Source organism: Saccharibacillus kuerlensis DSM 22868 (assembly GCF_000378145.1).
In the GTDB taxonomy this organism is placed as follows: Bacteria; Bacillota; Bacilli; order Paenibacillales; family Paenibacillaceae; genus Saccharibacillus; species Saccharibacillus kuerlensis.
Map to the genome: position 1 here is coordinate 1 of NZ_KB899283.1, position 13938 is coordinate 13938.

The 13938-nt window shown below is 49.6% G+C and carries 13 protein-coding genes; all 13 read right to left on the minus strand.

The genetic code is table 11. The features are described 5' to 3' along the window. The coding region (locus F456_RS0109335) for a flagellin (RefSeq protein WP_018976755.1) at positions 1 to 564 on the minus strand (564 nt) is incomplete at its 3' end. 199 nt (positions 565 to 763) lie between these two features. Further along, positions 764 to 994 carry a carbon storage regulator CsrA gene (gene csrA, locus F456_RS0109340; protein WP_018976756.1) on the minus strand — a complete coding sequence of 77 codons (231 nt, stop codon included), beginning with the start codon at positions 992 to 994 and terminating at the stop codon, positions 764 to 766. Then, positions 994 to 1440: a flagellar assembly protein FliW gene (gene fliW, locus F456_RS0109345; protein ID WP_018976757.1), complete on the minus strand. Its 447-nt coding sequence runs from the start codon at positions 1438 to 1440 to the stop codon at positions 994 to 996. The genes csrA and fliW overlap by 1 nt, the downstream gene beginning before the upstream one ends. A 94-nt stretch (positions 1441 to 1534) precedes the next feature. Further along, positions 1535 to 2440 (minus strand): flagellar hook-associated protein FlgL, encoded by a 906-nt coding sequence (gene flgL, locus F456_RS0109350; RefSeq protein WP_018976758.1) that lies wholly within the window; start codon positions 2438 to 2440, stop codon positions 1535 to 1537. Positions 2441 to 2461: 21 nt separating this feature from the next. Further along, positions 2462 to 4048 (minus strand): flagellar hook-associated protein FlgK, encoded by a 1587-nt coding sequence (gene flgK / locus F456_RS0109355; RefSeq protein ID WP_018976759.1) that lies wholly within the window; start codon positions 4046 to 4048, stop codon positions 2462 to 2464. 19 nt (positions 4049 to 4067) lie between these two features. Next, a complete protein-coding gene (locus F456_RS0109360; protein ID WP_018976760.1) occupies positions 4068 to 4574 on the minus strand; it encodes a flagellar protein FlgN in 507 nt (168 codons plus the stop codon). A 121-nt stretch (positions 4575 to 4695) separates the two neighbouring features. Next, positions 4696 to 4968, minus strand: coding sequence for a flagellar biosynthesis anti-sigma factor FlgM (gene flgM, locus F456_RS0109365; RefSeq protein ID WP_018976761.1), 273 nt, complete (start codon positions 4966 to 4968; stop codon positions 4696 to 4698). Between the two features lie 234 nt (positions 4969 to 5202). Then, positions 5203 to 5607: a TIGR03826 family flagellar region protein gene (locus F456_RS0109370; protein WP_018976762.1), complete on the minus strand. Its 405-nt coding sequence runs from the start codon at positions 5605 to 5607 to the stop codon at positions 5203 to 5205. Between the two features lie 133 nt (positions 5608 to 5740). Further along, entirely contained in the window at positions 5741 to 6643 is a 903-nt protein-coding gene (locus F456_RS22230) for a ComFC family protein (protein ID WP_018976763.1), read from the minus strand. Beyond that, positions 6640 to 8529 carry an ATP-dependent helicase ComFA gene (locus F456_RS23575; RefSeq protein WP_018976764.1) on the minus strand — a complete coding sequence of 630 codons (1890 nt, stop codon included), beginning with the start codon at positions 8527 to 8529 and terminating at the stop codon, positions 6640 to 6642. Before F456_RS23575 ends, F456_RS22230 begins: the two co-directional genes overlap by 4 nt. A gap of 615 nt (positions 8530 to 9144) precedes the next feature. Then, positions 9145 to 9870 carry a response regulator gene (locus tag F456_RS0109385; protein ID WP_018976765.1) on the minus strand — a complete coding sequence of 242 codons (726 nt, stop codon included), beginning with the start codon at positions 9868 to 9870 and terminating at the stop codon, positions 9145 to 9147. Beyond that, positions 9842 to 11038, minus strand: a complete 1197-nt coding sequence (locus F456_RS0109390) for a sensor histidine kinase (RefSeq protein ID WP_026293768.1) — start codon at positions 11036 to 11038, stop codon at positions 9842 to 9844. The genes F456_RS0109385 and F456_RS0109390 overlap by 29 nt, the downstream gene beginning before the upstream one ends. A gap of 82 nt (positions 11039 to 11120) precedes the next feature. Next, positions 11121 to 13817: a phosphodiester glycosidase family protein gene (locus F456_RS0109395; protein ID WP_018976767.1), complete on the minus strand. Its 2697-nt coding sequence runs from the start codon at positions 13815 to 13817 to the stop codon at positions 11121 to 11123. Positions 13818 to 13938 lie beyond the last annotated feature (121 nt).

Here is a 13938-nt window from a genome sequence, read left to right on the forward strand (position 1 = left end):
CGCACCGAGGTTCGAACGCTGTTTTGCTACGTTCTCAATCGCTGTGCTCACGTTCGTCAGAGTCGTTGCCGAAGACAGACCCGAGAATCCAGTTGTAGCTACACCAGTAATTTGAATCTTGAACGAACGGTCGTCAGCTTGTACCGACACGTTGCTCTTGATGCTGATGCCGTTGAACTTCGTATTCGTCATGATTGCATCGATCTGCGAACCCAGAGCGTTCAGCTCGGCGTTGATGTTCGACTTGTCGCTTGCACTGTACGTTCCGTTTGATTTCTGAACGTTCAGTTCTTTCATACGAGTCAGCATGGCGCTGACTTCGTTCATCGCGCCTTCAGCTGTCTGTGCGAACGAGACACCGTCTTGTACGTTACGCTGTGCTTGTTCCAGACCGCGAATCTGACCGCGCATTTTCTCGGAAATCGACAGGCCCGCTGCGTCGTCGGCTGCACGGTTAATGCGCAGACCCGAGGAGAGTTTCTCCATGTTTTTGCTGGCAGATGCGTTGTTCAGTCCCATGTTACGGTGTGTGTTTACGGCTTGCAAGTTGTGATTGATAATCATTGTGTTGTTTCCTCCCTGAGTTGGTTGATTTCCACATCCATGTGGTTGGTTACTCGTATGGCTCGTTCAGAATCTTCGCTCCACCCGTGTACCTTACTTCTTATATCGGATTCAAATTTCTTTTTTTTATAGCTTTCAATTTAAAATTGTATAAAAAAAGACTGTGAGACTCGCTCAACAGCCTTGACCGGACATCCCCTTATTTCTCTTTCTTCCTTTCACTCATAAACTCTGTGATTTGTTCTACATTAATTGCCGCTGTCTGGTTATTTTCCTGTACCGAAACCAAAATTTCTTTGCGCATGATTTCGACATGTTTGGGCGCATTAATCCCCAGTCTGACCGTATCTCCTTCTACCGAAATGATCATTAACTCGATATCCTCGCCAATGATGATGGACTCACCTTTTTTTCTTGATAATACCAACATTAGGATTCACCGCTTTCCGAGGATAATGAAGAGCTCAAAGGGTGTTTAGTCTGATAGGTTGTATTCACCAGCACCACCTGCTTGGCTATGCGATCTGTTACGTTGAAAATCAAAGGGGCTAACAAGTTCGCCGTTACACGCGCAGGATCGCTGTTCCATGTTACGATGCAGCGGACCGCCAAGCCTTTTTCCTCCGACAGCTGCAGTTCCTCGACTAGTTCATCGGATAACTTGAATTCGTAATCCTGAAAGTGTAAAAAAGGATCCGTTACAATGAACGCTACTTCCGGCTGATCGGCTGCCTGCAGATAACTGTACGTCTCGTCCACATTGCACAGCACATACTCCGCAACTTCTTCAAAACCGGGAATTCCTTTTGGAAAAGTAATCAGATCTTCCTCGCTTACCGTCAATTCACCCAATTGAACAGATTGAATTTGTATCATATGGATCCTCCTCAACATTTTAAAAGAAGCTACGGACCGCTGTCCGTAGCTTCAGATTATAGATTTGACCAGCTAATTTCAACATTCTAACTGATTAACGCATAAAGTCGATAAGTGAAGTGCTCATAATTTTTGCCGATGACTTGAGTGCTGCTTCATAAACCGTTTGGGCACTTGTCGCCTTAATCAACGCTTCCGCCATATCAAGATCTTCTGTTTTCGAGAGCAGCGTTGTCGTGTTCATCTCTTGGTCCTGCAGTCGGCTGTTAACTAATTCGACGCGGTTAGTACGTGCGCCTACTTCAGAACGAGCCGCGAGCATTTTGCTGGTACGGGATTCAATATTGCCCATTTCGGCGGTAATGTCATCCTGCTTTCCCGAACCGAGCGCTGTAACCAATCGGTCCATAAGAGCAAACGCATTATCGTTATCCGTAGCTGCACCGAAAAATTCGTTGCCGCTCGTATTGATCTGAAACTGGATATTCTCGCCAATCACATACTTAACCGCCGTATTATCTGTTTCAACCTTGGAATAGTCAGTACCGGCCTCAACCGGATAAGGAATAGATTCATAACTTTGACCGTTGAAAATAAATTTTCCACCAAATTTGCTGTTGCCGATATCAACAAGCTGCTTCTTGAGCTGCTCGACTTCAAGCGCAGCCGCCTGCATATCGGAGCCAGAATACGTTCCAGTGGAAGCCTGAACCATAAGCTCTTTCAGACGCGTCATCACATTCCCTGCGCTGCCCATTTGGCTGTCCGTTTCGTCCAGCCAGCTTTGTGCCGAATCGGTCGCTCTCTGGAATTGTTCGTTGCCTGCCAGCTGCGAACGATAACGCAAGGCGTAGGTTACGCCGACAGGATCGTCCGAAGGTTTGTTAATTTTGCGGCCTGAAGAAATCTGACCTTCTAACTTGTCCATGTTGTACAAATTTTTGTTCAAGCTGCCAAGCAGCGTCGAACTCATCATATTAGATGTCATCCGGATCGTCATCTTTTATTCCTCCCTTAAAACTTAGCGGCCGACTACACCAGTGCCGTTAATCAGCTTATCGAGCATTTCGTCAAATGTGGTCATAAACCGTGCACTTGCATTATAAGCCTGCTGGAATTTAACCAGATTAGTCATTTCTTCATCCATCGATACGCCGCTGACCGATTGTCTCAGCGTCTCGACCTGGTCAGCAAGACTTGTGGCGTTTTGTGCTTGACGGGCGGCTTCTTGGGATTCGACACCTAGCTGACCGGTAATCGAACCGAAATAGTCATCGATCGTAACCGGAGTAGATGCCGCACTGCCAAAGTCGAACTTGGTGCTCTTCATATCAGCCATAATCAGGGCCAAACCCGCATTGCCCGCAACAACCGTTTCGCTTGCTGTCCCCGGGTTCGTTACGCGGAAAGAAGAAGCGATCAGGTTGGGATTGTTCTGGATTAGAGTATTTAGCGTAATATTTCCGGCGGTAATAGTGCCACCTGATCCGCTAAAAAGATCGATCCCTGCCGAAGGTGTCGTCCCATCGATAGAGTATCCGATTTTCATCAATCCGTTAATGCCAGCAACCTTGACGTTGATCGAGTCAGTTAATGTCCGGTTGTTGTTGGCATTTGAAAACGTCGTTTCTGTTTCCGTACCATCCGCGCTGATCACCGTCAGCTGTGTACCTTCGGGAAGCACACTGCCCGCAGGCAGCGTCGTTTTAAACTCACCGTTAGCAAGCGTATTTGCCAGCGTATCTAGCTGACTTCTGTAGTCGACCACATAATCGTCACGGGATACGAACATACCGTACAATTCGCCCTTGTTGAGCGCTCCGCTGCCGTAGGCTTCCTTAAGACTAGCCTCGGTGACAGGCGTAACCGTGGTGCCGCTCACTGCAATATTCCCGCCCAGTGACACTTCATAACCGGTGTCCAGCTTGGTTACTGTTACGTTAGCGATTTTAGACAGCTGATCGACTGCATAGTCACGCTGGTCGCTCAAGTCGTTCGCGTTATTGCCCAAGTTTTCCACTTTTTTAATGCCAGCATTCAGATCGGCAACTGCCTGCAGAAGCGAGTTGACTTCTGTAGCTTTCAAGTTGATATTGGCCGTTAAGTCCGTTGTCATAGCATCCAGCTGCTTCGATGTCTGATTCAGGGAATCTGTCATTGCAAGCGTCGTTTCTTTAATAATTTTCCGGTTCGTAATGTCCTGCGGATCTTTACTGAAATCGGACCAGGCTGACCAAAAGTTGTTCAACACTGCGCTAAGTCCTGTCTCGGAAGGTTCGTTAACGATAGCTTCCAGCTTGCTCAGCGTTTCTTGACGAACTGTCCAGGCTCCCATTCCGCTGTTCTCCCCGCGGAACTGATCGTCTAGATACGAATCCCGTACGCGGGTAATGGATGTGACTTCAACCCCGCTGCCAAGCTGTCCAGGGTTCAGCCAGTTTCTAAGCGCAGGTGTTTCAAAAGCAGCTGCCGCCTTGGTATTGACCACCTGTCTGGAATAACCCGCCGTATTGGCATTCGCAATATTATGTCCGGCCGTACTCAGCGCAGTCGTTTGTGTATATAAACTCCGTTTTGCTGTCTCCAAAGAGTGAAATGTCGATGTCATAGGTTCTCTCCTTTACTCGTTAACCGCGTCTGTTAAACGTATTGAAACGGCTTTGACCGTAACCGTAAGATTGTACAGATGGATGTTGGTAAGTCGTGTCCTGCTCTGGGCGATACGACAACAATTCCATCGAAAAATTGATGAACGAGAGCGCCTGTTCGATCAGCTCGCGGTTAAAGTCATTGATCTGCTTCAAGCGGGCGAGCGTCTGCGATAAACGGGCCTGCACCTCTAACAGCTCTTTTTTCTCATGAGGATCAAAGACGAGTCTGGAGATCTCCACAATTGTCAGCTTCAGACGGGATTTGATACCACGCTGCTGCATGAACGCATAAGCCAACTCGCTGCGCTGTTCGTCTTCAGCCGAGATCCGCTTGAGAAGCTTGGATTCCTTGTTCATTGTGGCGATAAACACATCGATTTCATTTTTGACAATGGCTTCCTTCTTCGCTTCCGCAATTTCAATCATTTCAAGATGAGAGCGGTTCAGCTGCTCAAGCTGCTCGATCAACGCCTTCAGTGCCAACTTCGTTCACCTTTCTTTCCAATTTAATAGGTTGTCGATATATTTAAAAAGGACTTTCCCAAAAGCTCCGGATATACCGGGCTTCTGAAAAAGTCCCCCATTCCGTTATAACCTTTATCGGTTATTCCGCAAGAAAAGGTAACAGTTTTTCGGCAATTTTATTTGCGTCTACCGAATACGTGCCTGCAGATACCTGCTGCTTGAGCTCTTGGATGCGTGCAGTGCGTTCGCTGTCAGCCGGTTTGTTTGCCGCTTGCAGCATTTCCATCGCCTCCGTGGAAATCGTCACTTCATCTTTACGTGCCGTCTTTTTTGTTTCTTCGGGACGCTGCGTCTCATTCGTACGTTGGTAAGGGTTAAGAGCCGAAATTCTTGACGTGTCGTTGATTTTCATAATATGGTCAACCTCCTAAAGGTTTGAGTTTAAATTTAAGTTTAAGCTTGAGTTCAGTTATGAATTAGGTGTGAGCTATCTAAGTAAAAGCACCGATAAGCTTATAATAAGTTTATCGGCGCCTGTTCAAACATTGTTTATAGCTATTTGAAGAAAAAATTTAAATTGTCAAGCGTAAATTTGGGCTATTTTTGTTTCATTGTTCCTATTGCTGGGTAAGCCGGCACGGATTTTTTAGTCTTTTCTAAAACGATCGACCGCTCTATACGCTCCCGATGAATTTTTCTTCTGGTCGCTATACTGCTCTTGAGCAGCCTGCCGAAGATCTCCGGTCAATTTTGTACGACAGGGCTCGCACATATGCCCTTCACGAATCGGACCTCCGCATACTTCGCAGCCGTACCCCATATTAGGCGAATTGGCGATCGAAATGCGGCCTTCGCGGATAAAAGTCGTGATTTGCCGTACGCTTACACCTGTCTCGTCCGACAATTCCTGCATGTGAGCGCCTTTATTATCACGCAAATATTTGACGCAAGCTTCATATTCACTCTCTATATCTTTCGCGCAATTTCCACAAATCCCTTTATAATTCATTACAAAAACCTTGCCGCAGCGCGGACAATTTGCCAAATTCATCGTAAAGTGCCTCCTTATCGTTCGTTCCCAATGTTGAAGAGACGTTAAGTATATATCGGATTTCTTTCTCAATTCCGTTAAAATTTTTGCCGCTTCTATCATTTTATCTTAAAGAACATTGATTACAAGGGGCTTACGAACGGGCAAGCGTCAGGCTGTAGATTGAAACGGAGCGTCCAATTGCCGCTTCCAACCTTTTTAATACCGACGAACATACAGCGGCAGTCGTACCTGTCGTATAAATATCGTCGACAAGTAGGATTTTAATAGGAAAAGACCCTTCGGAATGCTCCCTACTTCCTATAAAGTCCCATTGTTTAAAAAACCGGGGGTCTAAATTAGGAAGTAAGCCAAATGCGCCGTCCAGATTATGGAGGCGCTCGGCTCTCTTTTTGAAACTTTGCTTGCCCGTATGTGTCATTCGAACGAGCATTTCGCAAGCCGGCATGTTTAATCTTTTCGCCAATTTGCGTGCTAGAAGTTCCGCTTGGTTAAAACCGCGCTCCTCCAATCGTTCCCGACTAACAGGCACCCACGTAATCAGATCAACATTCCATTGAGGGCGACCAGACATCAGACGGGTCAAGGAGGAGAAGAGATGTCGAATCGGAGCTTCATGATCTCCCGCCAATTCTCGGCACATCTGTCGGTAAGCCTGCTCCAGCATCATTGAGAATGGTTCGACAAACTGTTCCCGTCCGCCATATTTATACTCGGCAATCCATGCCCGCATGGTGGTATCGTACAGGACGGCGCTGCGGTTCATGATAAAAGCGCGGGAACGGGCTTCCGGGCGCAGGCAGTCGGGACAGCCCTGCGCTCTGCCGCAGACCGGACAGCGTGGCTGTACAATCCACGGCACATTGTCTGTACAGTGTTCGCAGAGCAGTGGAAGAGAACCTTTCGACTTAACAGGCCTGCTGCAGACAAGACAAGATTTGAACTCCGGGATCAGCAGCTTTCGAAGAACGGATAGCTCTCGCACTCTACTGCCATTCCCATTTCCATTCCCATGCCTATTTCCGGTTCCGTTCATAAGCCTCTGCTCCATAGACGCCGGAATCCCAATCCTTTGTTTGCAGCCTGCGGCAGTAGAAAAGGTTTCGCCAACCGATTCATCCGGCGGATCTGTCGACAAGCCCCGGCTTGGGCACGTGTTTTTTGCCTGCTTGCAAAAACGACGCAGCCTGCAGGATCGTCAGCCGACCTTCCTGCCCGGCCCGCCATTTGAACAAGCGAAGCTTCATCGAACAGACCGCTGTCCGCCTCAAGAATATACACGTCACTCCGCGGCACGGTCACTCCCCGTTCCAGAATCGTCGTCGTGACGAGCATTCGCACATCTGAGGCGCGGAAGGACTGCACTTTGTGTCCGCGCTCTTCGTCTTTGGAGGAGGTTGCACCGACCGTCACTCCGGCAAAGGCAGAGCGCAGAAGCGCAGCCAGCGGCTCGGCAAACGCAATTTTGGGAACAAAAATAAATACCTGCGCGCCTCGATTCAGTGAAGTACGCCATCTGCGCAGCAGCGAATCCGGCAGCTTTTTCCGGCGCAGCACTTCGTTCAAGGAAGGGATATGCAGCAGTTCGGGAACAGGCAGCGGATGCCGATGATAGCGTACCGGTACCTTGGCACATGCTAGACGCCCGCTTCGGACAAGCCGCTGAAGCTCTTTGGGCGGAGTAGCGGATAGATAGACCGTTTTTCCTTCAGGGGCACGGCAAATTTCTGCTGCATAAGCGAGCATAGGATCACCGTGGAACGGGAAAGCGTCCAGCTCGTCAATCACAACCAGATCGAACGCCTGGGCAAATCGAAGCAGCTGATGTGTCGTCGCCAACGTTAGCCCGCCGCGTCTCCAGCGTTCCTCACTGCCTCCATACAAAGTGACACATGTTTCGTTCGGAAAAGCTTTGCGCAGACGCGGCGCCAATTCCAGTACGACATCGCGGCGGGGCGTAGCAACCAGCACCTGTCCGCCCCGGCTGCGTACACTCTCAATCAGCGGAAACAGCATTTCAGTCTTACCTGCACCGGTTACCGCCCATAACAGAAAGCGGCTGCTCGGATCGTTCGCAGCATAACCGGAAGCATCCGCACTACGTCCAGCCTTGATTGCAGTGCCGGTCTGAAACGTCTGACGCTTCCCTTCAAGAAATCGAACTGCCAAGTCTGCCGCAGCAGTCTGCGCCGGGCTCAGCTTCCACCGAGCCAGTCTTGCCTGCAGATCAGGTGGCCTGGAAGCACTCCTTAACCCTCTATGGATGCCCTCACTTGTATCTTCATTTATACCTGCATCTATGCTTACATTCATATCTAAATTGAGGGCAGAGCTGCTGGAACCTACAGCATGTACCTGAGGCCGAGGCCCGCCCTGCAGCAGCAGCTCACAGGAGCGGCTGCGTCCGAGTGAGCGACAAGCTTCACAGCGCGCACAGTCCGACGATCCACAGCTCGCGCAGGGACCGCCAAATGCTGCGCTGCCGCAGCGTACACAGCGATGTGTCTTCCTTTTTCCAGAATTCCCTCCCTTCCGTGAAGATTCCTGCCGTACCTTCTTTCGGCTATTCTCATCCGCTTCTACTGCGCTTTGCAAATGAATCTGCCCCTGCAAATATGCCAACTGAGCTGCTGCTCTCCAATCGGATTCCAGATCCGGAGCCATTTCGCGCAGCATCGATTCCAGCTCACCGCTTAACAGTGATCGCCCTTTCAAGAGCCAAACAATCCGCTCCGCCCTCTTCTCCAAACTCTGCATCCAGGCCTGTTCACTCACACTTATTCCGCATGATCGAATGACGACATCGTCCATCCAAACCTTCGCCGCCGATTTTTTGTCATCTGTCATTTTGTCATCTGTCATTTTGTCATCCGTCACGCTGTTATCTGTTACTTTACTGTTCGTCCCCTCGGCACCCGTCATGTCTCCTCGGCCAGCTTCACTAATGCCTAATAGAAAGGATACGTCAGCCGCATGTTCCAAGCTCAATCGTTCTCCAAGCCAGCCGCGAACCCTTCGCTCCCATTCCACCCTACTCCATTCCGCAGCACAAGCATTAAGCTTCATTCCCGCAAGTTTGGAAACCCACTGAAGCGGCATACCGGAGGAGATTGGTAACATTCTTACTCCTGCATACCGAGAAGCGTTTGTTTTTCCCCTATACGGTTCTCCATCTGTTCCAGAGAAACGCTCACTTTGTTTCTCCCAATGAGTGTCTCCTCCCCACCACAATCGGTCTACCCGTTGATCCAACGAAAGATATAAGCACATTTCATTCATGCTTCCTGCCGCATACAGAGACACTTTCATCTTGATCCCTCCTGGACATTTTTGAAAAAAATAAAAAAAGCACACCCTTTTCGCCCGTGAGGCGTATAAGGAGTGTGCTTCATTCCAAGGTGAACAGCCTGAACGACTGTTCCATATTCACGTTATTTCCTTCACTTACTAACTATTTCCAAGTGTTACCTACCAGAAACGATCGATTTCCAGATATCGGGTCGTTCACTGTATCGTTCTCCACTTATTAAATGAAGATTACAGGGTAACCCATCCCATCTTGATGGCATTGATAACAGCTTGCGTACGGTCTTCAACTTCCATCTTCTGCAGAATACTGCTGACATGGTTCTTAACCGTTTTTTCACTGATAAACAAGAATTCGCCGATGGCTTTGTTGCTCTTGCCTTCAGACATTAAGCGAAGCACTTCGGCTTCACGACGCGTCAACGGATTGTCTTCCCCGCCGATAAACTTAACGCCCGCTTCCTCATCCTGTACACCTTCAAACATGGCGCCGCGCTCATTGACGAACGTCATACGCTGAAGCTGTTGAATTAGTTTACCCGTTACTTTGGGATGGATATAAGCATGACCAGCCGCTACGCTGCGGATCGCATTGATCAGCGATTCCGCTTCCATGTCTTTCAAGAGATAACCGCTTGCTCCCTTGCGAAGCGTCTCGAAGACATAGCTTTCATCATCGTGAATCGACAGCATAATGACTTTAATCTCCGGGAAAATCTCGCGGAGTTTGGCTGTCGCTTCTACACCGTTCTCATTGGGCATGTTGATGTCCATCAGGATGACATCAGGTTTATAGGCGTTGCAGAATTCCAGCACTTGAATGCCGTCGCTGCACTCCCCTATAACCTCAATATCGTCCTCCATGTTCAAAATCCTTTTTAACCCCTCACGGAACAACTGGTGATCGTCAGCCAAAAGCACTTTAATTTTAAGTTGTTCCGAGTTCATGCTCTCCATCTTCATACCCCTTTCCATTTTCTACATTCGTCGGGATATGGATCACGATTTTCGTTCCTTTATTCTCGGCTGATTCGATCTCCATTCTTCCCTCAAGCAGCTCGACTCTTTCCCGCATTCCAATCAAACCGAAGTGCGTATGCTGGTTCGCCTTTTGTTCCAAGATATCCGTGTTAAAGCCGCGTCCATTGTCCCGAATCGAGATTTTGACAAGCTGCGTCTGGTAGGCGATCTCGACGACGACATGAGTCGGCTCTCCGTGCTTAGCCGCATTGGTCAGCGCCTCCTGAATCAAGCGGAAGACGGCAGCTTCCATTGCGGAGGAGAGCCGGTACTCTTTGCCTCTCGTCTCAAATACGGTGCGAATTCGATTTTTGTCCTCGTAGTCGCGTGTGTACTTGCGCAGCGTCGGAATCAATCCGAGGTCGTCAAGCGCCATGGGTCGGAGATTGAAAATGACTTTGCGGATCTCTTCCAGGCTGAAACGAACCTGTTTTTTGAGATCTGCCACTTCTTCTTGAACGCGGCCGTATTCTTTCTTCACCAGCATGCGTTCGACGATTTCGGTCCGGAGCGCCATGTTGGCCATCAGCTGCGCCGGCCCGTCGTGAATTTCTCTGGAAATGCGTTTTCGTTCTTCTTCCTGAGCCAGAATGATCTTCAGCCCGACCATCTGGCGGGTTTTGGCGGATTCCAACATCTTGGTCGCCTGTCCAACTTCTCCGCCGGACAAGTATTCGGTGACTACGCTCATCTGCGAACCCAGCGTCTCCGCGCGTTCAACAGAGTTCATCGTATTGCGAACGCGAAGCTGGAGCTCGTCCCGCCGAGCACGCAAATAAGCTTCTTTTTCCCTGTACACCGAAAGCTCTAATTGGAACTGCGTTGCCCGCTCATAGGCCTGCCGAATATCACTCTCCGTATATTTGACGAAATCTCGGCTTACTTCTGTAAGCCGGATACGGGAAAGACGGAATTTCCCTTCAAGATCGTCGACTTTGTCGGCGGTATCTGAAGTTTCCTTGATCACTCTCTGCAGTTCTTCGGTGAGCGAGTTGAGTTCAGCGCGGGACTGATCCAATATCTCAAAAATTTGATACTTGCTGTCTTCGACGACCTGCATAGCAGTTTTGATAACTCGGTCTAGAGCATCCGCTTGGAAATCCACGGGCAAAATCGACTCCATTCTCTCCGGCGTTCACCTGTTGCTCGAAATGCGCAAAGGCGGTGATCGTTCAGAACCTATCGTATCATGACTCGATAGTCACGGTCTTCGTTTTTTGTTCCCATTTTACAGACAATCCAAGCTGCTCTGAAACTAGTCTCACAGGGACTAAAGTCCTGTTTGATACATTGATGATCGCGGATTCGGAAGTTTTGATTTTTCCGTTTGAAATGTAGTCCTTTTTATTCAAGTTTAACACAAGCAGTTGATCACCGCGACGTACAGTTACTGCAGCATTTTTGGAATCCCAACCGGAGACTCCGCCAAACGTATCGGTTATATACTTGACCGGCAGATAAGTGACTCCGTCCCGTACAACAGGAGTCGTATCCATGATAGTAGATTTCCCGTTGACCTGGAGCTTGGTGGAACCGATACTCATCTTCGCTGCTACTCCTGTAGGAAGGCCGAACGAATCCGAACCGGCTGGCGAAATTGTCTTAATGTTGTCGATTTCCACAGACCCGATCGCCGACCGCTCATCCTGTCCTTCTGCCAGATTCACTACATAAATCCGTTTAACTTTGGCCGGATAAGCTATCGTACCATATTGATTCAGGTTAACGCTAAGTGTTTTCCAGCCTGTAAAGTTAAGGCTTCGGGCTAGATCGACATAAACGGTTTTTCCATTGGCATCAACAACCTCTGCGCGAAGCCAGTTGTAGCTGGAATCACCCCATACATCAAGGCTGAGCGAGCTTGCATTCGATGTCAGCGTTTTGCCGGATGAACCGTTAAGATTAATATAAGCGTATTTGTTGCCGGTTCCCGCTGTCATATCGTAATCGAGACGCAGCACTTTGGAGTTCGCATGAGTGCCCGTACCCGACTTGATCTGCACGCTGCCCGTAACAGCTGATGGACTGCCGGTGAAGGTCAGGCCGTAAGATACGTTTTCAAAACTTTCCCAATCGGTTTCTTGTACATCCGCCAGTGTCAGCATCGTCTTAAACCCTTCATAGCTGGCGATCGCATAACCAACCTTCGTTCCGCTGTTCACGGACGTTACGTTCAGCGCCCCATCTTTGATGCTGCCTTTGAAACCGACAAACTCCCACTGCAGCGCCGAAGGATCGATACTGACAGTACTGCCGGACTTCAACTTCACTGTTGCCGGAAGCGGAATGCTTGTGCCGGCTTTCAGCGGAGCGGAAGCTGCACCAAGATTAAGCGCCGATAGCGAATCCGCACCCAGCACTTCGACTTTCAGCGTTGTGCTGACGCCGCCGCTCGTTGCACTCAGCGTAGCAGTACCTGCTTTTTTCGCCGTGAAGGAGCTTCCGTTCCACACGACGTTCGAGCTGCTCGACTTCCATGATGGATTGATGTTCGAAGCGGCAACAGGGTTATAGTAGGTATCATAACCTTTCACACTGTAAGATGCCGTTTCCCCGATCAACAGCTGTGTTTTTCCACTGATCGCGAATCCTTTGAGCTTGCTTGCAGGTGCGGTTGTATACACGCCGAGCCCATTGACTACACTTCGCTGCGTTTGGCCGCCGTATTCGGTCGTGAACGTCAGCTGCGCCTCTTCCTCGCCAAGCGGACGTGTCACCATCGTTGTCGAACCGCCGCCGTCGAGGTTAACCGCTTTCCAGATGCCTAGACCCGTCATCAGGCCCTGCAGTTCCGTCAGCGACATCCCGCTGCTGCCATCGTTATCCTGCACCGTCACAATATAGGCATACCGGTTGTCCTGCGAGTAGCCGACCGCCGTCCGTGCACGGTATCCTCCAATCGAATCGACATTGCGGGAGAACGAAGTCGCTTTTCCGTTATCGACCAGAATGGTATGTCCGCCGATCATCACTTCAAGCGAAGAAGGATCAAGCTTCTGACCGGTCGTCTTGGAAACAAGGCTGTAGTCGGTCTGCACTTTGGCGCCTACCGTCAAATGCTGTTTCATGTAGGCAGCTGCCTTTCCGTGCGCCCGCAAAATGTAAGCTCCTGTCGGTACTGTACCCTCAAGCGCTTTGCCCAGCGAAACCTTCGTTACGGTACCGTTTTGTACTAATACTTCCGAAGGTGTCGTTGCGCTGTTCTTCGGCCGTTCGGCATTTCCCCATGCTTCCGTATAGATGTACATCGCATCAATATGGCTGTACGCTTTGGTCTCCTCGATCGAGTAAGAGACTTGGTTGATACCGGCCAGTTCGAACGTTGAACCGTCAGCCGCATTTACCGTTCCTGCAAAATCATATTGATCGATCACCGGCTTGCGGTCTTTCGTGACGCCGAAGGCATACATGCCTTTCAGCTCGGAAGGGCTCGACATCAGAACGCCATTTGACACTTGAGCGCCCATTGGTGCCCCTTCCGCCGCCGTATTGAAGTAGTCACCATTGACGCCGGCTACTGCTCCGGTTTCCTTCGCCATACCGCTGACCGTCTGCAGCGTGGTAAACTTGCCGCCGCGTCCTGTCATGACATCCAATTTGACATAAGGGTTTTGCAGATCCACCTGAATGACGCTTGCAAGCCCGGTCGCCGTTTTGCCCGACCGAGGAACAGAGTATTTATAGGTCAGCAGCTTTGCGCCGGAGGTGACGATGTTTTCCCCAGTTTTGTTGATCGATACAGCGGCCGCTGCGGACGCCGTGTAAGTTCCCGTCAGTGCTCCCCAACCTGGCACAGCCAGAGGCTGCACGACCAGCGCACCGGCCAGCACTGCAATCATCCACTTTTTGCCTACTTTAAATGTCTTGCCGCACTGCTTATTCATGATGTTCGGTTTCGCTCCCTATTGTATATAGATTCGTTCGCGTATGTATGAATGCCTGTATAAGGCAGAAATACGCCACTATTCTAATAGACTGTAACGGCACCCAAAAGTTCCTGCAAAT

Bases quoted from the DNA above. Each gene is read 5' to 3' on its own strand.
- F456_RS23575 (WP_018976764.1), bottom strand. From the start codon at position 8,529: ATGACGGGTGCCGAGGGGACGAACAGTAAAGTAACAGATAACAGCGTG.
- flgL (WP_018976758.1), bottom strand. From the start codon at position 2,440: ATGACGATCCGGATGACATCTAATATGATGAGTTCGACGCTGCTTGGC.
- F456_RS22230 (WP_018976763.1), bottom strand. From the start codon at position 6,643: ATGAACGGAACCGGAAATAGGCATGGGAATGGAAATGGGAATGGCAGT.
- F456_RS0109370 (WP_018976762.1), bottom strand. From the start codon at position 5,607: ATGAATTTGGCAAATTGTCCGCGCTGCGGCAAGGTTTTTGTAATGAAT.
- F456_RS0109395 (WP_018976767.1), bottom strand. From the start codon at position 13,817: ATGAATAAGCAGTGCGGCAAGACATTTAAAGTAGGCAAAAAGTGGATG.
- fliW (WP_018976757.1), bottom strand. From the start codon at position 1,440: ATGATACAAATTCAATCTGTTCAATTGGGTGAATTGACGGTAAGCGAG.
- flgM (WP_018976761.1), bottom strand. From the start codon at position 4,968: ATGAAAATCAACGACACGTCAAGAATTTCGGCTCTTAACCCTTACCAA.
- csrA (WP_018976756.1), bottom strand. From the start codon at position 994: ATGTTGGTATTATCAAGAAAAAAAGGTGAGTCCATCATCATTGGCGAG.
- flgK (WP_018976759.1), bottom strand. From the start codon at position 4,048: ATGACATCGACATTTCACTCTTTGGAGACAGCAAAACGGAGTTTATAT.
- F456_RS0109385 (WP_018976765.1), bottom strand. From the start codon at position 9,870: ATGGAGAGCATGAACTCGGAACAACTTAAAATTAAAGTGCTTTTGGCT.